This window comes from Pseudomonas sp. D4002, from assembly GCF_013385665.1.
In the GTDB taxonomy this organism is placed as follows: domain Bacteria; phylum Pseudomonadota; class Gammaproteobacteria; order Pseudomonadales; family Pseudomonadaceae; genus Aquipseudomonas.
On the sequence record NZ_JACAPN010000016.1, the window covers coordinates 50,804 to 74,588 of the forward strand.

The window sequence follows — 23,785 nt, forward strand, 5'->3', positions numbered from 1 at the left end:
CATCAGCCAAATCGATGCAGCAAGCCTCTTATAACCGGTTATAAACTCATAGCATCTTCGCCTAAACGCAGCCCTATAAATATCCGTCTGCCGCTGCTCATCCCTGTAGACACATACAACAGGGAGCTCCTCGATGTTTTTATTCAAACAACAACTACCAAGGCTGACGCTGGCGGCGGCGCTGGCGATGGGAGTGTGCACGACATCGGTGATGGCCCAGGAAGTGGCCGGCCAGGTGTTCACCTTCGATATCGCTGGCGGCCCGCTTGATACGGTGCTGCTGGATATCTCCCGGCAGACCGGGGTGATGATTTCGTTCAATCAACAGTGGGTGCAGGGCAAGCGCAGTGCCGCCATCCGCGGCGATTTGGGCAGCCTGCAAGCGGTGGACAAGGCATTGCAGGGCAGTGGCCTGCAAGTGAGCGACAGCGAACAGGGGCTGACGGTGCATCCAGCACCCGTGACGTCCACCAGCGGCGCACCGGCCGAGGGCAAAAGTACTGATTACCGCCTGGAAAAAGTCACGGTGACCGGCTCGGCGATTCGCCGGGTGGACGCGGAAACGGCAGTGCCGGTAACCATCCTGCGGGTCGAGCAATTGCGCGAGCAGGGTGTGAGCACCACCGAGGAGTTGATCAACCGCATTTCGGCCAACCAGTCTGCCGTTGGCTCCGGGCGTTCGGTGGGTTCCAGCAGCGGCGGTGCGGCGTATGCCGACTTGCGCGGGATTGGCGCGAACAAAACCCTGGTGCTGCTCAATGGCCGGCGCCTGAGCAACAACGCCGTCAACACCACCAACGGTTCCGGGGTGGACTTGAACACCATCCCGTTTGCCGCCATCGACCGCGTGGAAGTCCTGCGCGATGGCGCCTCGGCGCTGTATGGCACCGACGCGATTGGCGGGGTGATCAACTTCATTACCAAGACCAGCCTCACCGGTGGGCAACTTTCCACCAACTACGATTCACCGACGCGCTCCGGGGGTGGCGACAGCCATAACTTCAGTGGCAGCTACGGTTTCGGCGACCTTGAAGAGGACCGCTTCAACGTGTTCGGCGTGGTCAGCTACGACAAGCAGACGCGCCTGGCGGCCAAGGACCGTGACTTCACCTACAACTACCAGCCCGGTCGCGGCCTGGATTTCACCTCCGGCACCGCCGCGCCGGCCAACTGGAGCCAGGGCAGCAACGCGACCAACCCGCTGGCCGGCTCCGGTTGCAATTCCCCCGGGCTGCTGTCACGCAATGGCATCTGCCGTCAAAGCCTGTGGAGTTACCTGGACCTGGTGCCGGAAACCGAAAAAACCTCGGCCTTTGCCAAAGCCACCGGCAAGCTGGCCGATGACCATACCGTCAGCCTCGAATACTTCTGGGCGCGCAACGAAAACCGTACGCAGATTGGCCCAGGCACCCTGATGGGCGCCCAGGTCAATCCGGGTACGCCTTTCTATCCGGGCAACGGCATCACCCCGGGCCCCACGGGTTTCGCCCTGGACCCGACACAGCCGGTAGACGTGAACTGGCGTGAAACCGATGCCGGCGCGCGCAAGCACGAAGATGACAACACCAGCCAGCGGCTGCTGCTGAGTTTCGAAGGCAATGTGGCGAACTGGGACTACAACGTCGGCGCGTCCTACAACCAGAACAAAGTGGTGCAAACCATTCTTGACGGCTACGTAAACGACCAGACCATCAGCCAGGGGATTGCCAACGGTGTGATCAACCCGTTCGGGCCGCAGAGTGAAGCGGGCAGGGCGTTGCTCGCCTCCAGCCGCGTGGATGGCGATTACGCCACCGCCGTGGGCCGAGTGAAAAGTATCGACGGGCGCGTAAGCCGTGAAATCGGCGACTGGTTCGGTGCGGGGCCGACGGGCCTGGCGCTGGGCGGTGAATATCGCAAGGAGGATTTCCACCAGGATTTCGCCCAGTTTGCCGAGACCGTGCAGAGCCTGGGCGTAGACCCCAATGGCGCGGTGCGCGGCAATCGCAGCGTGTCGGCCGAGTACGCCGAGGTCAACGTGCCGGTGCTCGAAAGCCTGGAACTGTCTGCCGCCGTGCGTCATGACAAATACAGCGACTTTGGCAGCACCACCAACCCGAAATACTCGTTCCGCTTCCAGCCGTTCAAGGAACTGGTGGTGCGCGGTGCCTACAGTGAAGGCTTCCGTGCGCCGTCGCTGTACGAGTTGTACAACCCGACCTACACCAGCTACACCGTGGCCAACTACAACGACCCGCGCCTGTGCCCGGGCGGCACCCCGGCCAATGGCGGGATCGGCAACCGCGACTGCGCCCAGCAGTTCCGCCGGCAAAGCGGGGGCAACGGCAGCTTGAGCCCGGAAACCGCACGTAACGTGACCTTTGGTTTCGTGTTCCAACCGATTGAGCGCCTCAGTGCCGGCCTGGATTTCTGGTGGATCACCATCGCCAACCAGATTGCCGAGTTTCCTGAGTCGTCGGTATTCGATGACCCGGATGCCTACGGCGACCGCTTGATCCGCAAGGCGGATGGCTCCATCGATCACATCGTTACCGGCCTTGCCAACCTGGGTAAGACCAAGACCAACGGCGTGGATGTGAGTTTCGACTACCGCTTCCCGAGCACCGCCATCGGTGACTTCGGCATCGGCCTGCAAGGCACCTACGTCAACGAATACAAATACCAGCAGGAGCTCAAGGGCGACTACATCGACAAACTCGGTGATTTTCGTGGCGGCGAGTTCTCCACCGCGGGCGCCGTTGCACGCTGGCGCCACAGCCTGACCGGCACCTGGGCCCGCGGACCGCTGGGCGTCAGCCTGACCAACCGCTACACCAGTGGCTATCACGACTCGGACCCCGACACCCACGACTCCGTAGGCTCCTACAACGTCTGGGACCTGGCGGGTACCTACAACTGGAGCAAGTCCCTGGCCGTCACGCTGGGCGCGAAAAACCTGTTTGACCGCGCGCCGCCGTTCAGCAACCAGACCTATGCGTTCCAGAGCGGGTACGACCCGAAATACGCCGACCCGTTTGGCCGCATCCTCTATACCCGGGTCAGCTATAACTTCTGATTGTTCATCAGGTCCAGACACTGCTCTATAAAAACAGGCGGATCCACTGCACCCATCCCGTAGGTGCAGCGGGATTCGCCGGTCCATAACCTTATTCCAAAACGGTATTTCCAGGCTTTTCATAAGACTCCTTATGATCACGTCATAACTCGTTATGACAAGTGGCCCTGATGAACGAATCAACCGTCGCCTTATCCCCTCTGTCCAGCGTTCCGCTGCATGCCCAACTGCGGGACCTGCTGCGCAGCCGCATCCTTGATGGTGAGTACGCGCCGAACACCCAGATGCCTTCCGAGAGCGAACTGGGCACGCGCTTCAAAGTCAGCCGCATCACCGTGCGCCAGGCCCTGGGTGATCTGCAAAAGGAAGGCCTGATCTACAAGATCCACGGCAAAGGCACCTTTGTTTCCAAACCCAAGGCTTATCAGAACGTCAGCACCCTGCAGGGGTTGGGCGAGTCCATGACCGAGCGCGGCTATGAAGTGATCAACCGCCTGCGCAGCTACCGCTTCGTGCCCGCCGACAAGCTGGTGGCCGAGCGCCTGGGCGTGGAGGAGGGCAGCACTGTCGCGCAGATCAAGCGGGTACGGCTGATCAACCGCGAACCGGTGTCGCTGGAAATCACCTACCTCAGCCAGGCCCTGGGCGAACGCCTGGAAAACGCCGACCTGGTGACCCGCGACATCTTCCTGATCCTGGAGAACGACTGCGGCTTGCAACTGGGTCACGCCGACGTGGCGATTGACGCGGTACTCGCCGACAGCGAGCTGACCCAGGCGCTGAACGTCGAGGCCGGCTCGCCGATCATGCGCATCGAACGCCTGACCCACACCGCAGACGGTCAGCCCGTGGACTTCGAACACCTGTATTACCGTGGCGACGCGTTTCAGTATCGCCTGCGCATCGACCGTCAGCGAGGTAGCCGCCCGTGAGCCGCCAAACCCTGGAACTGGAATACGACATCGTGGTGATCGGCGGCGGTACAGCCGGCCCCATGGCGGCGATCAAGGCCAAGGAGGCCAACCGCGATCTGCGCGTATTGCTGATCGACAAGGCCAACGTCAAGCGCAGCGGCGCCATCAGCATGGGCATGGACGGCCTCAACAACGCGATCATTCCCGGCCACTCCACGCCGGAGCAGTACACCAAGGAAATCACGATTGCCAACGACGGCATCGTCAATCAGGCGGCGGTGTACGCCTACGCGACCCACAGTTTTGAAACCATCGAGCAGTTGGACCGCTGGGGCGTGAAGTTCGAGAAGGACGAAACCGGCGATTACGCGGTGAAAAAAGTCCATCACATGGGCGCCTACGTGTTGCCGATGCCTGAAGGGCACGACATCAAGAAGGTGCTGTATCGCCAGCTCAAGCGCGCCCGGGTCAGTATCACCAACCGCCTGGTGTGCACCCGCTTGCTGACCGACAGCGAAGGCGCGGTGAATGGCGTGATGGGTTTTGACTGCCGCACTGCGGACTTCCAGGTGATCAAGGCCAAGGCGGTGATCCTCTGCTGCGGCGCGGCCGGCCGCCTGGGCTTGCCGTCCTCGGGTTACCTGATGGGCACCTATGAAAACCCGACCAATGCCGGCGACGGCTACGCCATGGCCTACCACGCCGGAGCCGAACTGGCGAACCTGGAGTGCTTCCAGATCAACCCGCTGATCAAGGATTACAACGGCCCGGCGTGCGCCTATGTCACCGGCCCCTTGGGCGGCTATACCGCCAACAACAAGGGTGAACGCTTCATCGAGTGCGACTACTGGAGCGGGCAGATGATGTGGGAGTTCCACCAGGAACTGGAAAGCGGCAACGGCCCGGTGTTCCTCAAGCTCGATCACCTGGCGGAGGAAACCATCCAGAACATCGAGCAGATCCTGCACAGCAACGAGCGCCCCAGCCGTGGCCAGTTCCACGCCAACCGGGGCACCGACTACCGCAGCCAGATGGTCGAGATGCATATCTCCGAGATCGGCTTTTGCAGCGGGCATTCGGCGTCGGGCGTGTGGGTTAACGAGCGCGCGGAAACCTCGGTCAAGGGCCTGTATTCAGCGGGCGACATGGCGGCGGTGCCACATAACTACATGCTCGGCGCGTTCACCTATGGCTGGTTTGCCGGCACTAACGCGGCAAGCTTTGTGGCCGGGCGCGAATTCAGCGCGGTGGATGCCCGGCAAGTGGCCGCCGAGCAGGCTCGGGTCTATGCGCCACTGGACCGCGAAACCGGTCTGCCGCCGGCCCAGGTCGAGTACAAGCTGCGGCGCTTCGTCAACGATTACCTGCAGCCGCCCAAGGTCACCCGCAAGATGGAAATCGGCTTGCAACGCTTCGCCGATATCGAGCGCGACCTGGACCAGATGAAGGCGCACAACCCCCATGAATTGATGCGCGCCATGGAAACCAGCGTGATCCGCGACTGCGCCGAAATGGCTGCCCGCGCCTCGCTGTACCGCGCCGAAAGCCGCTGGGGCCTGTACCACTACCGGGTCGATCACCCGCAACGCAACGACGCCGACTGGTTCTGCCATTGCCACCTGAAAAAGGGCGAGGACGGGCAGATGGTCAGCTTCAAGAAACCCGTCGAGCCCTATGTGATCCCGCTGGATGCCGAAGAGATGCAGGCTTACGACCGCCTGCGCGTAGGGGCTGACGCCGCCTGAATGTGCCCCCCAAGCTCGCTCACCACAGGACACCGTGAAATGGCCTATCAGCCCCAGGAAATATTCTTTCGCTCCAACGCCCCGGTAACGGTGGACGAGGACAAGTGCATCGCCGAAAAAGGCTGCACGGTCTGCGTCGACGTGTGCCCGATGGACCTGTTGGCGATCAACCCGGCAACGCAGAAGGCGTACATGGCGTTTGATGAATGCTGGTATTGCATGCCCTGTGAAAAAGATTGCCCCACCGGCGCAGTCAAGGTCGAGATTCCGTACCTGTTGCGCTGAGACCTGCCGCAAACGCCATCCGCCAACCCCGGACGCAGCCCTAGCCACACCCCCTCGTTTCCCACCGCGCCAGACCGTGGCGGAGACGATTCCTTCAACCATGATTCGAGGGGAACTACCCAATGTTATTGCGCGCAACCCTGGCCGGCCTGGTGCTGGCTTGCTTGAGCCTGTCGGCCCAGGCACAAACGATCCGGGTGGCCATCGGCACCCAGGACACCACCATCAACTGTGCCGCGGGCGGCTTGCTGATCCGCGAGCTGGGGCTGCTGGACAAATACCTGCCGCACGACGGCAAGTACAAGGACGCGACCTACGACGTGCAGTGGAAAAACTTCACCAGTGGCGCGCCGCTGACCAATGAAATGGTCGCCGGCAAACTGGACTTTGGCGCAATGGCCGACTTCCCCGGTGCCTTCAACGGCGTAGCGTTCGAGGCGGCGGGCAAGCACAGCCTGTTCATCAGCGTGTTGTCGGGCAACATCAAGGGCAGCGGCAACGGCATTGTGGTGCCGGTCGCTTCCAGCGCCCAGTCCCTGGCGGACCTCAAAGGCAAGACGATTTCCGTGCCGTTCGCCTCCACGGCCCATGGAATGTTGCTGCGCGCTGTTGCGGCCCAGGGCTGGGACCCGCTCAAGGACGTCAACATCATTGCCCAGGCGCCCGAAGTGGCAGGCTCGGCGTTGCAGGCCAACAAGATCGACGCCCATGCCGACTTTGTGCCGTTCGGCGAACTGTTCCCCAACCGTGGTTTCGCCCGCAAGATCTACGACGGCTCGCAATCCAACACCCCGACGTTCCACGGCGCGCTGGTGGACGAAAGTTATGCCAAACAGTACCCGGAAGTGGTCGTCGCCTACCTGCGCGCGAGTATCGAGGCCAATCAGTTGCTGGCCGCAGAGCCGGAGAAGTACAGCGAGCTGATCGAAAAAGTCACCGGCGTCGAAGCCGAGGTCAACTACCTGTTCCATGGCCCGCTGGGCGTGCAGACCCGCGACTTGAGCTGGAAACCCGAATACCGCCAGGCCGTGGGCACCGCGATCGACACCCTCAAGCTGCTGAAAAAGGCCGACCGTGGCCTGGACCTCAATACCTTTATCGATGACCAGTACATCCGTGCCGCGTTCAAGGCCTCGGGCCTGGACTATGCGGCGCAATTGGGCAACTACGCCCAGGCCCCGCTGAAGGCCAACGACGCCCTGAGCGGCGCGCCGATCACCGACTGGAAGCACGTCGCGCAAATCTGGGTCAAGGGTGAGCCCAAGGTGCGCGATTACGCGTCGGCCGAGGCGGCGTTCACCGCGCTGGACAGCCTGAACAAACAAGGCAAGGCGGTGCGCGCCGTGTATGCCCAGGCCGAAGACAGCGGCATCAAGCTGCTGGCGAGCCAGGCCTGGTTTGCCACCAATCAGCACGGCCAACTCAGTGCATTCCTGCTCAAGGGCCAGGCGCAGCAATTTGCCCAGGCCCAGGGCGGCAAGGTGTTCAATTTCACCGACGCCGGCGCGCAGGCCGTTGCCGGTCGCTGAGGGAGCGTGTTCATGACAAGCACCCCATGGCGCTGGCTGCCCAAGGCCGCTTCCTTGCTGTTGTGCCTGCTGTTCTGGCAGTTGGCGGCCAGCCAGCACTGGAACCTGTGGCTGGTGACGTTTGCCAATGTGCCCACGCCGGGCTCCGTGCTGCAGGCGGCCCTGGGGCTGGCGGACTCGGGCAAGCTTGTGCGGCACTTGAGCGCAAGCCTGACCCGGGTGTTCGAGGGCTACCTGGCGGCCGCGCTGGTGGGGATCGGCCTGGGCATCGCGATTGGCCGCTGGAAGTGGGCGGAAGACCTGCTGTTGCCGCTGCTGGAGGTGATCCGGCCGATCCCGGCGGTAGCCTGGATCCCGCTGGCGATCCTGATGTTCCCGTCGTCGGAGCTGTCGATGATCTTCATCACCTTCACCGGCGCGCTGTTTCCGGTGCTGCTCAATACGGTGCATGGCGTGGAAGGCGTCGATCCTCGGCTGATCGCCTCGGCGCGCAGCCTGGGGGCAGGGCGCCGGGCGATCCTGCTGGAGGTGATTCTGCCGGGCGCCGCGCCGAGCATCATCACCGGCCTGGCGATTGGCATGGGCACTTCGTGGTTCTGCCTGGTGACGGCGGAAATGATCTCCGGCCAGTACGGTATCGGCTATTACACCTGGGAGTCCTACACCATCCAGAACTATGCCGACATTGTCGTTGGCATGCTGTTGATCGGCGTGCTGGGCATGGGCAGCAGCCTGTTGGTAAAGCGTCTCGGCGCACTGTTCACTCCCTGGCATCGACCACGAGGTAAAGCCTGATGAGTCATCTTGAGGGCCGTGTCGACATACGCGGCTTATCCATTGTATTGGGCGAACAGCAGCAGGCATTCGAGGCGGTGAAAGCCCTGGATTGCAGGATCGAGCCGGGGCAGTTCGTATGCATCCTCGGCCCGTCCGGGTGTGGCAAGTCAACCTTGCTCGGCGCGCTGGCCGGGCATCTCACGCCAAGCCAGGGCACGCTGGAAATGGATGGCCGGCCGATTGCCGGCCCGTCCCAGCAACGGGGCATGGTGTTTCAGCAACACACACTGTTCCCTTGGCGTTCGGTACGCGAAAACGTCGCCTTCGGCCTGAAGATGCGCGGCGTAGGCAAGGCCGAGCGCCTGGCCGCCGCCGATGAGATCCTTCACCTGGTGGGCCTGGAAGGTTTTGCCGAGCGCTGGCCCAACCAGCTGTCGGGTGGCATGCAGCAGCGGGTGGAAATTGCCCGGGTGTTGATCAATCGTCCCGGCCTGCTGTTGATGGATGAACCGTTCGGCGCGCTGGATGCCCTGACCCGCATGAAGATGCAGGCCTTGCTGCTGGACATCTGGACGCGCATCCGCACCACCGTGGTGTTTGTCACCCATGACATCGACGAAGCGCTGTTCCTGGCCGACCGCATCCTGGTGATGAGCACGCGCCCCGGGCGCATCATCGAGGATTTCCAGCTGACTTTTCCAAGGCCGCGCAGCACCGAACTGATGACCTCGCCGGAATTTACCCACCTCAAGCGCCATTGCCTGGAGCTGCTGCACCACGAAGATGGTCGCCAGTTACCACGGCTGAACCCGCTCGGGCTACCCAACGATCACCCAAGACCGCGATTTGCCATATGACCTATGAAACCGAAAACTCCGACATCCAAGCCCTGCGCCCGCGGCTGCAAGCGCCGGATGCCGGCATGCGCCGGATCGCCCTGATTGACCTGGCTGACCTGGAAGACCCCGACGGCCTGGTGTGGCTGGTGGACAGCCTGCGCCACGACCCGGCCACCGACGTGCGCGCCCAGGCTGCCAGCCTGCTGGAGGCGTGGGAAGAAGACGCAGTGGTCGAGGCGCTGTGCCAGGCGCTGACCGACACTGAAGCGTCGGTACGTGATGCCGCCGCCCAGAGCTTGAGCGTACTCAAGTCGACGCAGGCGGGCCGGCTGTTATTGCCATGGGCCACCCACGCCGACGTCAGCGTGCGCACGGCAATCTTCCGTGCCCTGCGCGAGTTGCGCCTTGAAGCGGCGGCGCCGTCGGCAATGCTGGCGCTGAGCGATACCGATGCGGGGGTGCGCCGCGAAGCGGTCGGTGTGCTCGGCTGGCTCAAGCACCTGCCGGCATTGGACGCCCTGGCGAGGTTGGCCAGCAGCGATCCGGACACCGAAGTCCGGCGTGCCGCCACCGGCGCCCTCGGTTTGGCCAGTGATGAGCGGGTACTGCCGGCGCTGTATGAAGCGTTGCAGGACGCCACCTGGCAAGTACGGGAAGAGGCCACGACCACCTTGGGCAAAGTCGGTAGCACCCGCGCGGGCGACGCCTTGATCACGGCGCTGGCCGATGACTACTGGCAAGTCCGCCTGCGCGCCACCCGCAGCCTTGGGCGCCTGCGGTATGCACCGGCGTTGCCGGCGCTGCTCCTGACGTTGGGCCACAGCATCAGCAACCTGCGCAAGGAAGCCGCCCTGGCGCTGGGCGAGTTGGGCGACCGACAGGCCCTTGGCCCGCTGCGTGACGCGGCCGACGATGGCGACCCGGAAGTACGCAAGGCGGTGCGCATTGCCCTGGCACAACTGCAATGAACAGAGTGCACCGAACGGCATTGGCCGCGATGATGATGGGCGCTTGAGGCTGGAATGGCGCGACGGCGTGCAATGGATCGACCACGCTCGCCTGCGCCGTGAATGCCCGTGCTCGCAGTGCCGGGCCTTTCGGTTGAGAGGCACGCCGCCGCTGGTGTCGGACCGTGTCCGGGTGCTGGAGGTCCATCCCCAGGGGTATGGCGTGCAGTTGATTTTCAGCGATGGGCACCAGCGGGGGATTTACCCGTGGGCTTATTTGGCAGCAATGGGGCTCCAGACCGGGGCGCCAATCTCCGCTGGTCAGGTGCGCGACTGAGGTTGCAGGTGTGCCGGCAGGCGGCGCAGCGTCCACCACACCGTCAGCATCGCTGCCACGGCGCTGAGGGCGATGCCGATCAACATCGGCGCCGGTGTGTGGTCTGCGAACAGGCCGGCCAGGGACATGGCTACGGCGGCGGTGATCATCTGGATCGCGCCCAACAGCGCCGAGGCCGAACCGGCCACGGCACCGTGATCTTCCAGGGACAACACGCCGGCCGCCGGCAACAGCAAGCCGAGAAAACCAAAGCCAATAAACAGCAGTGCCATCATTAACGGCAGGCTGTTGCCCCACAGTGTGGTAAGTGCCAGCAAGGTCATGACGGTCGCCACGCCCGCCACCGACCAGCGAATCAACGGCGCGAGGCCGAAGCGTGCACTCAAGCGCGCGGTCAACTGGCTCAGGGCAAAAAACGACGCCGCGTTGAGGGCAAAGCACAGGCTGAATTGCGTTGGCGTGAGCCCGTAGTACTCGATGTAAACGAATGGCGCGCTGCCGATGAACACGAAGAACGTCGCCAGGCCAAAACCGCCCACCACCGACAACCCGGTAAACACCGGATCACGCAGCAACGCGCCGTAGCTGCCGAACGCATTGCCCAGGGTCTTGCCCAGGCGGCGTTCGGCGGGGTGGGTTTCCGGCAATTGCACGGCGGTCATGATCAGGCACAGCACTGCGGCCACACCCAGTACCCAAAACACTTCGCGCCAGCTCCACACGGCAATGATCACGCTGCCGGCCAGCGGTGCGAGAATCGGTGAAATGCTCACCACCAGCATCAGCAACGCCATCAGGCGCGCGGCTTCATGGCCGGTGTACAAGTCACGCACAATCGCCCGCGGAATCACCATCCCGGCGCAGGCGCCAAAGGCCTGCAACGCCCGGAAGCCGATCAGCACCTCGATGGAGGGGGCGAGGGCGCAACCAATGCTGGCCACGATGAAAATCGCCAGGCCGGCATAGATCGGCGGCTTACGCCCGAACACATCGCTGATCGGGCCGTAGAACAGCTGGCACACACCGATGATCATGAAGAACACCGTCAGGCTCATCTGCACCGCGGCAGGCGAGGCATGCAGGCTGGCGCCGAGTGTCGGCAACGCCGGCAGGTAGCTGTCGATGGCAAACGGGCCGACGGCGGTGATCAACCCCAGCAGCAGGGCGAGGTGGGCGATACTTCGAGACATGGTGGTTCCGGGCGGCGGTAAAAAAGAGGGGCCAGCTTAGTGATCGCCCTCGGCGCATACAAGCCGGTGTTTACAGACTCGCTACAGAGTCACCAACGGCAGGGTGTCGTGAATAGGCAATGGATACGGGAGATAGACGTAACGTACTGATTTAACTCAACTAAATATCCATTTAGTCGAGTTGGATATTTCGCGAATTTAAGGCTGGGCGAGGGCGGTCGTTCGGCGCTCACTGATGCGTTCAACCGCCAGCATATGGTCGGTGCCCCATTGGCAAAGCGGCCCCAATGCCTGGGCCAGCGAGCGTCCGAAGGGAGTCAGGGAGTATTCGACCTTTGGCGGTATCTCCTTGTAGTCAATACGCTTGATGATCTCATCGCGTTCCAGCTCCTTCAATTGCTGGATCAGCACCTTGTCCGTCACGCCGCCAACGGCGCGCCGCAGTTCGCCATAACGGTGAACTTCATGGGCCAGGTGATACAGGACCAACGGTTTCCATTTCCCGCCAATCACCGCCAGGGCGGCGTCGAGCCCGCAGTTAAAGGTGCTGTTTGACATGTTTTTGCCCTCAGGCTGGGTACTTACCAAAAGGTGCATACTATTCAAAACAATAGCGCAGATCTACGCTTGGGCCTCAACATTTGAGGGAAACACTCATGAGCAGGCTCAACGGGAAAATCGCCGTCGTCACCGGTGGCAACAGCGGGATCGGCTTGGCCAGCGCCATACGCTTTGCGGCCGAAGGTGCACAGGTCGTTATCGTGGGACGCCGCCAGGATGAACTGGACAAAGCCTTGGTCCTGATCGGGCATGACGCGATCGCGATCCAGGGCGACATTTCAAACCTGCGTGATCTTGAGCGGGTATTCGCGCAGATCAAGGCTGACAAAGGTCGTGTTGATGTGTTGTTCGCCAATGCGGGCCTTGGGGATCTGGAGCCCATTGGTGCGATCACGGAGGAATCGTTTGATCGCACCTTTGGCGTGAACGTGAAAGGCACGTTGTTCACCGTACAGAACGCGTTGCCATTGATGAGCGCCGGTGGCTCGATTGTGCTGACAGGTTCGACGACGGCCTCGATGGGCACCGCAGCGTTCAGCGTCTACAGCGCGTCGAAAGGCGCACTGCGAAACTTCGCGAGAAGCTGGGCGCTGGATCTGCAAGGCACAGGTATTCGCGTGAACGTGCTTTCACCTGGGCCGACAACGACACCAGGTTTGGACAGAGCGCTATCAGGTACCGGCCAGAAGGATGCGATTGTCGATTCGATGGTTACGCGTGTACCGCTGGGTCGTATGGGGCAGCCAGATGAAGTGGCGAATGCGGCATTGTTCCTGGCATCGGATGAGAGCAGCTTCATGACGGGCAGCGAGATGTTCGTGGATGGCGGTTTCGCTCAGGTGTGATCCAGGCTCATCGACCAAATCGAGACAGGCTGGGTTTGGTCGATGAGGAGCGTGGTGCACTGGTTGAAATCTGGCTGACACTGACCCTAATAACGGATCATATGATTACGCATAATGTATATTATGTTAAATGACGTATAGCGCCCGGGATTTGCTTGAGCAGGAAATGCGCTCGAGTGGCTAACGCACCTTGCCCTTTCAGATCAAACCGACCGGCCATGTACTTGGGGACAGTCAGTGCCAGCGCGACGACAGCCAACACCAGCGGTAAAAGCGAAACCCACAGCACTGTATTCCAGCCATAAGCCGACAGCAGCCCACCCGACGAAAAAGACCCGACCGCCATTACGCCGAACACTCGGATCTGGCCTACTACGTCATTTATCGGCCTGAGTGCGCCAGCCTGCCCAAACTGACGACGTTCCGGGACTGGTTGTTGGCAGAAGCACTGCAGACGGTAAAGCGTGAGATGAGCGCCCACTAGGCTGTACTACTCGCGATTCCTCAACGACGACGCTACCAGCAAATCCCGCGTATAGGCATGCTCCGGTGCGTCGAACAATTGCTCGGTACTCCCCGCCTCCACGACCACGCCATCCTTCACCACGATCAAGTCGTGAGCCAACGCCCTTACCACCGCCAGGTCGTGGCTGATAAACAAGTAGGTCAGCCCATGCTCCTCCTGCAACCTGCGCAGCAAACTCACCACCTGCTTTTGCACAGTGCGGTCGAGAGCTGAGGTGGGTTCGTCGAGCAATATCAAATCCGGCTTGATCACCAGTGCGCGGGCGATCGCGATTCGTTGGCGCTGGCCGCCGGAGAATTCGTGGGGGAAGCGATGGCGCGTATCGGGGCCGAGTCCGACGTCGCGCAACACGGCAATCACTTGAGCTTCGCGCGCGCAAGCATTGAGGTCCGTGTGTACGCGCAGGCCTTCTTCGATGATTTGCTGCACGCTCATGCGCGGACTGAGGCTGCCGAACGGGTCTTGAAACACCACCTGTAGTTTGCGCCGCCACGGACGCAGGGCCTTGCCTTTGAGTGCGTCGAGGGCCTGGCCCTGGAAGCGAATGCTGCCTTGGGCGTCGATCAACCGCAGGATCGCCTGGCCAAGGGTGGATTTGCCCGAGCCGGATTCGCCAACAATGCCCAAGGTTTTGCCACGTTGCAGGCGCAGGTCGATGCCGTCCACCGCCTTGATCGGCGGTTTGCGCCGCAGCAGGCCGCCTTGCGGGAACCAGACCTTGAGGTTGTCCACCTCCAGCAGGTTGTCCGCCGTTTCACGCACCACCGCCCTGCCCTCTGGCTCGGCTTCGAGCAACTGCCGGCTGTAGGCGTGCTGCGGCGCGGCAAACAGTGCCTGGCAGTCGGCCTGTTCGACGATCTGGCCGGCGCGCATCACCGCCACGCGCTGGGCGATGCTGCGCACCACGTTGAGGTCGTGGCTGATCAACAGCAGCGCCATGCCCAGGCGTTGCTGCAGGTCTTTTAGCAGCGCAAGAATGCGTCGCTGCACGGTCACGTCCAGGGCCGTGGTGGGCTCGTCGGCAATCAACAGCAGCGGTTCGCAAGCCAGCGCCATGGCGATCATCACCCGCTGGCGCTGCCCGCCGGAGAGCTGATGCGGGTACGCTGCCAGGCGCTGGCGCGGCTGCTGGATGCCCACCAGTTCGAGCAACTCCAACACGCGCTCACGCGCCGCCGCACCGCCCAGGCCTTTGTGCAGCAGCAGGGTTTCGGACAGCTGCCGTTCCACGCTGTACAGCGGGTTGAGCGAGGTCATCGGCTCCTGAAAGATCATCGCGATGCGATCGCCGCGAATCTGCCTTAAACGCTCCGGCCGCGCGCCGAGCAGCTCTTCGCCCTGGTAGCGAATACTGCCCTGGGTACGCGTGGTGTGGGGCGGCAGCAATTGCAGGATCGAGTGGGCGGTCACCGATTTGCCGGAGCCCGACTCGCCCACCAGCGCCAGGCACTCGCCCGGGTGAATATCCAGGTCGATGCCACGCACCGCTTTGTGCCCGTCGAACGCCACTTTCAGGTTACGAATTTCAATCAACGCGTCAGTCACGGCACAGCTCGCTTATCAGGATCGGGGGTCGAAGGCGTCGCGGCAGGCTTCGCCGATAAACACCAACAGGGACAGGATCAACGCCAACGTAAAAAACGCGGTCAGCGCCAGCCACGGGGCTTGCAGGTTGTTTTTTCCCTGGCCGATCAACTCACCCAGGGACGCACTGCCCGTGGGCATGCCGAAGCCAAGAAAATCCAGGGCGGTGAGGGTCGAAATGGCCCCGGTCAAAATGAACGGCAAGTAGGTCAAGGTGGCAGTCAGCGCGTTGGGCAGAATGTGCCGCAACATCACCTGAACATCGCCCACACCCAGGGCTCGCGCGGCCTTCACGTACTCCAGGTTGCGCCCGCGCAGGAACTCGGCGCGCACCACATCCACCAGGGTCAGCCAGGAAAACAGCGCCATGATCCCCAGCAGCCACCAGAAACCCGGTTCGACAAACCCGGACAAGATGATCAGCAAGTACAGGACCGGTAGCCCCGACCAGATCTCGATCAGGCGCTGCCCCAACAGGTCGACCCAACCGGCGTAATAGCCTTGCAGCGCGCCGGCGGCGACCCCGATCAAAGTGCTCACCACGGACAGCGCCAAGGCAAATAACAGCGATACCCGGGTGCCGAAAATCACCCGCGCCAATACATCCCGGGCTTGATCATCGGTGCCCAGCCAGTTGCTCGCGCTGGGCGGCGCCGGCGAAGGGGTCGTGAGGTCGTAGTTGACCGTGTCGTAGCTGAACGGAATAGGCGCAAACAGCATCCAGCCGCCCTGCCCTTCAATCAGTTCATGCACGTAAGGGTCACGGTAATCCGGCTGAAACGGCAACGTGCCGCCGAAATCCTGCTCGGTGTAGCGCTCGAAGGCCGGGAAATACAGTGAGCCCTGGTACGCCATCACCAGTGGCTTGTCGTTGGCCAGCAGTTCGGCACCCAGACATACGGCGAACAGCGCCAGGAACATCCACAGCGACCACCAGCCGCGGCGATTGCGCTTGAAGTGCAGCCAGCGGCGACGAGTGATCGGAGTAAAAACCGGCATCAATGCGACCTCGCGGAAAAATCCAGCCGGGGGTCCAGCAGGCGGTAGCACAGGTCGCCCAGCAACTTGATGACCAACCCGACCAGGGTAAAGATAAACAGCGTGCCGAAGACCACGGGATAGTCCCGTGCCACTGCCGCTTCGTAGCTCAGGCGACCGAGGCCGTCGAGGGAGAAAATCACTTCAATCAGCAACGAGCCGCCGAACAACATCGCGGTGAGCGCCTGGGGTAGGCCAACCACGATCAGCAGCATGGCGTTGCGAAACACGTGTTTGTACAGCACCTGTTTTTCGCTGAAACCCTTGGCCCGCGCGGTCACTACGTACTGGCGGCTGATCTCGTCGAGGAAGCTGTTTTTGGTGAGGATGGTCAGTGTGGCAAAGCCGCCAATCACCAGCGCCGATACCGGCAAGACAAGGTGCCAGAAGTAGTCCACGACCTTGCCCGCCCATGACAGGCTGGCAAAGTTCTCCGAGACCAGGCCGCGCACCGGAAACCAGTTCAACAGGCTACCGCCGCCGAATACCACGATCAGCAGCAAGGCGAACAGGAACGCCGGCATGGCGTGGCCGATAATGACCGCCGCACTGCTCCACACATCGAAGCGGCTGCCATGGCGCACGGCCTTGCGGATGCCCAGCGGGATCGACACCAGGTAACTGATCAGCGTGGCCCAGAAGCCCAGGGACAAAGTCACCGGCAGTTTTTGCAGGATCAGGTCGGTGACCTTGGCGCCGCGAAAGAAGCTATCGCCAAAATCCAGCCGCGCGTAGCTGCTGAGCATCAACCACAGCCGCGCGCCAAGGGGCTTGTCGAAGCCGTATTGGCGCTCGATATCGGCCACCAGCGCGGGGTCCAGGCCACGAGTTGTGCGCGATTCATTGCTGCCGGTTTCCACCCGTGTGCCGGCCACCGACGCTTGGCTGCCGATGCCTTGCAAGCGCGCGATGGCTTGCTCAACCGGGCCACCCGGGGCGGCTTGCACGATAAAAAAGTTGACCAGCAGGATGCACACCAGCGTCGGCACGATCAGCAATAAACGGCGCGCGCTATAGGCCAGCATGTTGGGAAGCCTCAGTCAGTTGACGCATCTGTGCGGTGGTCAGCGGTGTCGGGCTCACTTCCCACCAGGTGTCGATGCCCACGTCATTGAGCGGCGCTGTGCGGGGCCGACCAAAACGGTTCCACCACAGCGAGGACGAGCCCGGCGGGTAATAGTTGGGAATCCAGTAGAAGCCCCACTGCAACACGCGGTCGAGGGCATGGGCGTAGCGCACCATGTTCGGGCGGTCGTTGGCGCGGACAAGGCCATCGATCAAGGCGTCCACCGCCGGGTTGCGCAGTGCCATGTAATTGTTGGAGCCAGGGTCATCGGCACTCTCGGAACCGAAGTAGTTGGTCAGCTCGCGGCCCGGCGATGGGCTGACTGGGTAGCCGTTGACGATCATGTCGTAGTCCCGTGCGCGCACGCGGTTGGCGTATTGGGCCGAGTCGATCATGCGGATCGTGAAGCCGATGCCGATCTGCGCCAGGTTGCGTTTGTAGGGCAGCAGCAAACGCTCGAAGCCTTTCTGGGCATTCAGGAAGGTGAACTGCAACGGCGTGCCCTCGGCGTTAACCAACTGGTCTCCGCGCGGGGTCCAGCCCGCCTCGGCCAGTAACTTCAGCGCTTGCGCCTGCTGCGGCCGAATGCGCCCGCTGCCATCGGTGCGCGGCGGCTGGTAGACCTGGGTGAACACCTCCTCCGGCACTTGCCCGCGCCAGGGTTCCAGAATGGCCAGCTCCTGGGCATCCGGCAGCTGGGTGGCCGCCAATGCGCTGCGGGAAAAGAAGCTGCGCTGGCGCAGGTACAGGCTGTGCATCATCTGCCGGTTGCTCCAGTCGAAATCCCACAACAGGCTCAGCGCCTCGCGCACGCGGCGGTCCTGGAACTGCGGTTTTTGCAGGTTGAACACAAAACCCTGGGTGCCCTGCACGGCATTCGGCGCCAGTTGTTCACGTTGCAGACGACCGTCGCGCAAAGCCTCGCCGTCGTAGCCCACCGAATAACTGGTGGCGGAAAATTCGCGATTGAAGTCGTAACCCTGGGCTTGCAGGATCTGGCGCGACACGTCGCCGTCGGCAAAAAATTCAAGCCGCAGGGTGTCGAAGTTGTACTGCCCCTGCGTCACCGGCAGGTCTCGCCCCCACCAGTCCTTGACCCGCTCGAAGGTGACACTGCGGCCGTTGTCCACGCTGCTGATACGGTACGGGCCGCTGCCCACCGGCGGTTCAAAGCCGCCACCGTTGGCGAAATTGCGCCCCTGCCACCAATGTTCCGGCAGCACCGGCAGTGAAGCGAGGTCCAGGGGCAAGGTGCGATTGTCGGCGCTTTTGAAGGTGAACCGCACTTGGGTCGGCGATTCCACCAGCACCTGGTCCACATCGGCAAAGCTTTGGCGATACGCCAGGCTGCCTTCGGTGGTGAACAGCTTGAAGGTGTAGGCCACGTCCTGCGCGGTGATGGGCGTGCCATCGGCAAAACGCGCCTTGGGATTGAGGTAGAAACGCAGCCATGAATGGTCATCTGCCAGCTCCATGCCTTGCGCGACCAACCCGTACACGGTGTACGGCTCATCCTGCGAACGGTACGCCAACGGGCTGTAGAGCCAACCCTGGATCTGGGTGATGCCGGTGCCTTTGTCGACATACGGGATCAGGTGATCAAACGCCCCGCCTTCCATGGACGAGCGACGAAAACTGCCGCCCTTGGGCGCGTTCGGGTTGACGTAATCCAGGTGTTTGAAGTTGGCCGGGTACTTGGGCGCTTCGCCGTATACCGTCAAAGCGTGCGTCGGTTGAGCGAGCAGTGACGGCGCCCAAAGGCCCGTCAGCAGTGCCCACACCATGAAGCGAAACAGGCTCACAAACTCAACTCCTTTTCCAAAAACACTGAAGGCTCACTTATGCAGGGTTGTGCGTCGACGCCAGGGTTTTTATAGAGCACCGGTTAGACCGTTAGCGCATGTGCTTATGCGCTACTTGCCGAAGTGGTAACTCACGTCCAGCCAGACCTGGCGGCCATAGGGGTCGTAGTTGCCGCTGGGGTAATACGGCCAGCCGGCGGAGTCATCGTGCTTGACCTGATTGAGCAGGTTGTTGACGGTCAGGCCGACACTCGCCTGCTCGTTCACCTGGTAACGGGCGCTGGCGTTGAAGGTGGTCCAGGGCGACAGGCGCCCATCGCCGGCGCCATTGGTCACGCTGCCGTAGCGAATGCCGGTCAGCGTGGTGGTGAGGTGCTGGTAGTCCCAGGTCAGGCTCGCGTTGACCTTGCTGCGCCAGTCGTGGTTGTCGGTGCTGGAGCGCAGGTTCTGGGTTTGCGCATCGTCCGATTCCTTGAGGTAGTGGGACAGCACCAGGCTGTAGCCAATCGCCGAACTGAACGCGCCGTACTGGCCTGCGCCCCAGCGAATATTACTCTTGAGGTCCAGGCCGCTGACCCGCTCGCTGGCGGCGTTGATCGCATTGACCTGCACCCGTTGCAGCACGTTCGGGTCCACTGCCGCCGTGCTGGCATTGCGCTGGATGCGTGCCAGGACGTCGGCGCAAGTGGTCGCATCAAGCTGGCCGTTGCGGCACTGGTTTTCCTGTTGCAGCAAGCGGTTGATGTCGACGGTGGTCAACAGGTCCTTGATTTCGACGCGCCAGAAGTCGGCGGAGAAATCAAACTGATGCGAGGGCGACCAGACAAAGCCATACGTCCAGGACTTGCCACGCTCGGAGGCGAGGTCCGAATTACCGGTCTGGGTGTAATCCACGCGGCCTCGGTCACACGCCCCCTCTACGCCCTTGCTGCAACCGTAATAGTCGATCTGGTCAGGCGTGTAGCCATTGGTCGCGGCCTGGTAGAGGTAGTTGAGGTCGGGTGCGCGAAAGCTGGTGCCGTAGCTACCACGAAACAGCAGGCTGGTCACCGGGCGCCATTCCAGGCCCAGGTTGTAGGTTTTTTGTTGCTCGGTGCGGCCACTGAATTTGTATTGGTCCCAGCGCCCGGCCGCCGAGGCGAGCAAGGTGTCGGTAACGGGAATGCTCAGCTCGCCACCCGCGGCGTAGCGGTCACGCGAACCGCCTGAATTGGAGGCCGGCGTGGTGTTGTAAAACGTGCCGTCATTGAGTTGGTCGTCGACATCGACGCTGTAGGATTGCCGCCCCACTTCGGTCACACCGGCAAAGCCCACCGGCCCGGCGGGCAGCTCGAACAGGTCGCCGTTGATGTTGGCGCTGAAGGTTTGGGAAACCGATTTACTCTTCTGCACCAGGTTGCCGCGAAACTGATCCCACTGCTCCGGAGTCAGCGGCTGGTCCAGCCGCGAAGGGTCTGGCGCGAAGACCGGGTGCCCGTCCTGTGTGCCCAGTTGCGGCCCGAGGTAGTAATCGCGGATGCCGCTCAAAGGCGTGTAGCGGGTGGTGCGGTCGCTGGTGTACTCGGAGCGGTTCGCCGCAATCTGATAACCCCAATCACTGTTGGTGAACTTGTCTTCCAGGCCCAGGGTGCCGGTCCAGGACACTTCGCGCCATTTGCTGTTGTTGCTGGTCTTGCCACCGATTTCCTCGCTGGAAAAGTTGCGTGACCAGCGCTCCAGGTTACCGGTGTTGCGGTTGATAAAGTCCGGCGAGGTGAAGCTTGGGCCGCGCGTGTTGTTCTGCGTGTGATCAAAGCCAAACATCAAGTCGGCGAACACTTTGCCGGTGTCGCTGAAGTGCCAAGTGCCGCGCGTGTAGCCGTCATAGTTTTCCTTTTGCGCCTGCAAGGTCCAGTAGTCGTTGTAGTACTGGTTGGTGGTGCAGCGGGTGCTGCTGCCACCGAGCTTGCCGTTGTAGATACCGCCGTAGGCACCGCAGCCGGGGCCGAGGTAGGCGCCGCTGTCGAGGTTACGGCGGTAGCCCACATCCTTGGCCGGGCCGTCGCTCATAAAGCCGCGCTGGTTGGCCCAGATCGGTTGGCGCTGGGTCAGCTCCAGGCCGAATACCCCGTCAAAATCGCCCCAGGTGTCGCCACCGCTGATCTGCAGGCGCTGGTTGTCGCCGCCGCCACGCTCGGCGGCGCCACCACGCAGATTGACGTCCACGCCGCTGATTTTGTCTTTGAGGATGATGTTCACCACCCCGGCAATCGCGTCGGAGCCATACACCGCCGAGGCGCCGCTGCTGAGGATCTCGATACGCTCGATCATCACCGCCGGGATGTTCGCAAGGTTGGTGAAGTTGACCGCGCCGTCATACGCCGTGGGGTAGTCGGCCACGCGCCTGCCGTTGATCAGCACCAGCGTGTGGTTCGGCCCCAGCCCTCGCAGGTTGAGGGCACTGGCGGCCGGCTGGAAGGTGTTGCCGTAGTCTTCGCCCTGGGTCATGCCGGTGTTCTGGGTTTGCGAGGCGATGGCGTCGTAGACGTTTTTGTAGCCCCTGCGGGTGACTTCGTCAGCGGTGATGACCGTGACCGGCGACGGCCCTTCAACCTGGGCACGGGCAATGCGTGACCCCGTGACCACGACCTTTTCCAACGCTACATCACCCGGGACTTTCGCCGCCGTGGGCGCAGCCTTGACCGCCGCTGCAGGTGGCTTGGCCGCCCGGCGCAGGGTCCAACCGCCGTCGCCACTCGGCACGGCGTCAAGGGCTGCACCGCGCAGTGCCTGTCGCAGCGCTTGCTCGGTGGTGAAGGTGCCCCGCACCGGCGCGCTGGTCAGGCCTTGCACAAGGTCTTGCTGGAAGGAAATGATCTGCCCGCTGCTGCGCGACAGGGTCAACAGCGCTTGGTCGAGGGGGCCGCTGGCGATATCAAAATCAAAAGTCTGGGCGGTCGATATCGCAGACAGCGGCTGTGCCAGCACCGCCGTGCCATGTCCCGCCAAAGTCAGGCCAATCGTCAGAGACAGTGCCGCCAGAGATGCGCGACTGAGAGGTTTGAGTTGCATGGTTGAGGTTCCCATCATTGATATGCCGTTGATGGGTTGAACAACAGATCGGGGGTTTTTATAGGCGGTCGTTAGGCTAAAAAAGCATGGGTTTATAACGGTCCGAAACAACACTCCCGGGCAGATACACCCTGGCCTGTATTGGGTTGTGCAACAGTGGCGGGGGTTTTATAGGGCTGGGAAAATTATTTTTATCGGCGCTCGATACTGACCCAATAAGGGCTGTGATAATCGATCTGCACCGGCAAGGATTTGGCCAGCAATTGCAGGGCGCCCTGGCTGTCGTCCAACGGGAAAATCCCGCTCAGCCTGAGGCTGGCCGCCTCAGGGCTGACGCGGATGATGCCGCGCCGGTAGTCACGCAGGGCTTGCACCACTTCACCCAATGAGCGGTCACGCACTTCCAGCAAGCCTTGAGTCCACGAGGCCTCGCCGCCGCTGGCGGTTTCCAGGGCGAGGATGCCGTGGGCATTGAACGTGGCTTTCTGGCCGGCACTGATCACCTGCACAGCGCCGTCGCGCGTGGTGATTTCCACTTGGGAATGCAGCATCGTGATTTGGGTTCGATCCTCGCCCTGCTGTACCAGAAACCGCGTACCCAAGGCGCGCATGCGGCCGTGTTCGGTCTCGACGATAAACGGTCTGAGACTGTCTTTGAAAACGTCGACCAACAGCTTGCCGTCGAGCAACTGCAACAGCCGTTGCCGAGCATCGAAATACGTCAGCACCTTGCTGCGCGCATCCAGGGTCAATGCACTGCCATCCTCCAGCGTGAGATTCAGGCGCTCGCCCGTACCGGTGCGCAAAGCGCCCAACGGCAACCAGCTGTCGGACAGCCGCGTGATCAGACTTCCAAACGACACAACGCCAACCAGCGCCAGGGTATTGCGCAAAAAGCGCCGGCGGCCCGACGGTGCGTTGAGGGTGTGCAACAGGCTGTCGCGGGGCATGCGGCGCAGTTCGTCATTGTTCAGCACGGCCGGAACGCCGCCCATCATGTTGAAGATTTCGGCACGCCGTGGGTCGCCCTCACTCCAGCGACGGAACGCCTGGTGCTCCTGAGCGCTGGCGTGCCCGGATTGCAGCAACGCCATCCACTGCGCCGCCTCGTCGATGATCGCCTCATCCGGCGCGCTGTGGCTCATGGCTGTGTCATCGCCAGGTAACAGCGCTTGAACGCATCGGCCATGTATTGCTGAACCCGGCTGACCGAGACCTGCAGGCGCTCGGCAATCTGCGCATAGGTCAAACCGTCCAGCTGGTGATACAAAAACGCCGCCTTGGCCTTGGCCGACAAACCGTCGAGCAAGCGGTCGACTTCCAGCAGCGTCTCGATCAACAGCAAACGCTCCTCGGGCGACGGGTGCACCATCATCGGCGCCTGGGCCAATGCTTCCAGGTAGGCACGTTCCAGGTCCTGGCGACGCCAGCCCTCATACATCAGGCGCCGCGCGATGGTGGTCAGCAACGCCCGCGGCTCGCGGATTTGCGAAGGGTCGGGCAATGCCAGTACCCGCAGGAAGGTCTCCGATGCAATGTCCTGAGCCCCATGGGCGCACCCCATGGCCCGGCTTACCCGCGTGCAAAGCCAACTGTAGTCACTTTTGAACATCTGCCCAATCAGACCGAAATGTGGGTTCTGATTTACACCCATTGCATGCTCCATGCGAATAAAGGCCATTCAGCCTGGCGGT

Annotated in this window: 19 protein-coding genes; 10 read left to right on the forward strand and 9 right to left on the reverse strand. The window is 62.2% G+C overall.

The genetic code is table 11. The features are described 5' to 3' along the window. The first annotated feature begins 133 nt into the window (after positions 1-133). From HX824_RS09900 to HX824_RS09940, 9 genes are all read left to right on the forward strand, one after another. Entirely contained in the window at positions 134-3,055 is a 2,922-nt protein-coding gene (locus HX824_RS09900) for a TonB-dependent receptor (protein ID WP_177054484.1), read from the forward strand. A gap of 170 nt (positions 3,056-3,225) precedes the next feature. Next, positions 3,226-3,987 (forward strand): GntR family transcriptional regulator, encoded by a 762-nt coding sequence (locus HX824_RS09905; RefSeq protein ID WP_008433419.1) that lies wholly within the window; start codon positions 3,226-3,228, stop codon positions 3,985-3,987. Beyond that, positions 3,984-5,714, forward strand: coding sequence for a fumarate reductase/succinate dehydrogenase flavoprotein subunit (locus HX824_RS09910; RefSeq protein ID WP_003217648.1), 1,731 nt, complete (start codon positions 3,984-3,986; stop codon positions 5,712-5,714). The genes HX824_RS09905 and HX824_RS09910 overlap by 4 nt, the downstream gene beginning before the upstream one ends. Before the next feature lie 39 nt (positions 5,715-5,753). Continuing rightward, positions 5,754-5,999, forward strand: a complete 246-nt coding sequence (locus HX824_RS09915) for a ferredoxin family protein (RefSeq protein ID WP_003217650.1) — start codon at positions 5,754-5,756, stop codon at positions 5,997-5,999. Between the two features lie 122 nt (positions 6,000-6,121). Continuing rightward, positions 6,122-7,528 carry an ABC transporter substrate-binding protein gene (locus HX824_RS09920; protein WP_087692993.1) on the forward strand — a complete coding sequence of 469 codons (1,407 nt, stop codon included), beginning with the start codon at positions 6,122-6,124 and terminating at the stop codon, positions 7,526-7,528. A 12-nt stretch (positions 7,529-7,540) separates the two neighbouring features. Beyond that, entirely contained in the window at positions 7,541-8,323 is a 783-nt protein-coding gene (locus HX824_RS09925) for an ABC transporter permease (RefSeq protein WP_177054485.1), read from the forward strand. After that, on the forward strand, positions 8,323-9,162 hold the full coding sequence (locus HX824_RS09930) for an ABC transporter ATP-binding protein (RefSeq protein WP_177054486.1): 840 nt from the start codon (positions 8,323-8,325) through the stop codon (positions 9,160-9,162). Before HX824_RS09925 ends, HX824_RS09930 begins: the two co-directional genes overlap by 1 nt. After that, positions 9,159-10,112: a HEAT repeat domain-containing protein gene (locus HX824_RS09935; protein ID WP_177054487.1), complete on the forward strand. Its 954-nt coding sequence runs from the start codon at positions 9,159-9,161 to the stop codon at positions 10,110-10,112. The genes HX824_RS09930 and HX824_RS09935 overlap by 4 nt, the downstream gene beginning before the upstream one ends. Further along, on the forward strand, positions 10,090-10,428 hold the full coding sequence (locus HX824_RS09940; protein ID WP_256346960.1) for a DUF971 domain-containing protein: 339 nt from the start codon (positions 10,090-10,092) through the stop codon (positions 10,426-10,428). The genes HX824_RS09935 and HX824_RS09940 overlap by 23 nt, the downstream gene beginning before the upstream one ends. On the opposite strand, the gene HX824_RS09945 is transcribed toward HX824_RS09940, so the two are convergent. Together HX824_RS09945 and HX824_RS09950 are read right to left on the reverse strand one after the other, a co-directional pair. Further along, positions 10,413-11,618 carry a multidrug effflux MFS transporter gene (locus tag HX824_RS09945; RefSeq protein ID WP_008433402.1) on the reverse strand — a complete coding sequence of 402 codons (1,206 nt, stop codon included), beginning with the start codon at positions 11,616-11,618 and terminating at the stop codon, positions 10,413-10,415. The two genes, HX824_RS09940 and HX824_RS09945, sit on opposite strands and share 16 nt — an antisense overlap. Before the next feature lie 198 nt (positions 11,619-11,816). Next, on the reverse strand, positions 11,817-12,176 hold the full coding sequence (locus HX824_RS09950; protein WP_134326628.1) for a helix-turn-helix domain-containing protein: 360 nt from the start codon (positions 12,174-12,176) through the stop codon (positions 11,817-11,819). A gap of 98 nt (positions 12,177-12,274) precedes the next feature. On the opposite strand from HX824_RS09950, the gene HX824_RS09955 reads away from it, so the two are divergent. Continuing rightward, a complete protein-coding gene (locus HX824_RS09955) occupies positions 12,275-13,024 on the forward strand; it encodes an SDR family NAD(P)-dependent oxidoreductase (protein ID WP_177054488.1) in 750 nt (249 codons plus the stop codon). Positions 13,025-13,514: 490 nt separating this feature from the next. Here HX824_RS09955 and HX824_RS09960 read toward each other — a convergent pair whose 3' ends face one another. The 7 genes from HX824_RS09960 to HX824_RS09990 form a co-directional block, all read right to left on the reverse strand. Then, a complete protein-coding gene (locus tag HX824_RS09960; protein ID WP_177054489.1) occupies positions 13,515-15,095 on the reverse strand; it encodes an ABC transporter ATP-binding protein in 1,581 nt (526 codons plus the stop codon). A gap of 15 nt (positions 15,096-15,110) precedes the next feature. Further along, positions 15,111-16,133: an ABC transporter permease gene (locus tag HX824_RS09965; protein ID WP_177054490.1), complete on the reverse strand. Its 1,023-nt coding sequence runs from the start codon at positions 16,131-16,133 to the stop codon at positions 15,111-15,113. Further along, complete coding sequence (locus tag HX824_RS09970; RefSeq protein WP_008433386.1) at positions 16,133-17,197, reverse strand: microcin C ABC transporter permease YejB; 1,065 nt, start codon at positions 17,195-17,197, stop codon at positions 16,133-16,135. Before HX824_RS09970 ends, HX824_RS09965 begins: the two co-directional genes overlap by 1 nt. Further along, a complete protein-coding gene (locus HX824_RS09975) occupies positions 17,184-19,022 on the reverse strand; it encodes an extracellular solute-binding protein (protein WP_177054505.1) in 1,839 nt (612 codons plus the stop codon). The genes HX824_RS09970 and HX824_RS09975 overlap by 14 nt, the downstream gene beginning before the upstream one ends. 129 nt (positions 19,023-19,151) lie before the next feature. Next, positions 19,152-22,091 (reverse strand): TonB-dependent receptor, encoded by a 2,940-nt coding sequence (locus HX824_RS09980; RefSeq protein ID WP_102604327.1) that lies wholly within the window; start codon positions 22,089-22,091, stop codon positions 19,152-19,154. 191 nt (positions 22,092-22,282) lie between these two features. Beyond that, positions 22,283-23,236 carry a FecR domain-containing protein gene (locus HX824_RS09985; RefSeq protein ID WP_177054491.1) on the reverse strand — a complete coding sequence of 318 codons (954 nt, stop codon included), beginning with the start codon at positions 23,234-23,236 and terminating at the stop codon, positions 22,283-22,285. Continuing rightward, the gene (locus HX824_RS09990) at positions 23,233-23,745 is read right to left on the reverse strand and encodes a sigma-70 family RNA polymerase sigma factor (protein ID WP_003217684.1); all 513 of its coding nucleotides are present in this window, start codon (positions 23,743-23,745) and stop codon (positions 23,233-23,235) included. The genes HX824_RS09985 and HX824_RS09990 overlap by 4 nt, the downstream gene beginning before the upstream one ends. Between the last annotated feature and the right edge of the window lie 40 nt (positions 23,746-23,785).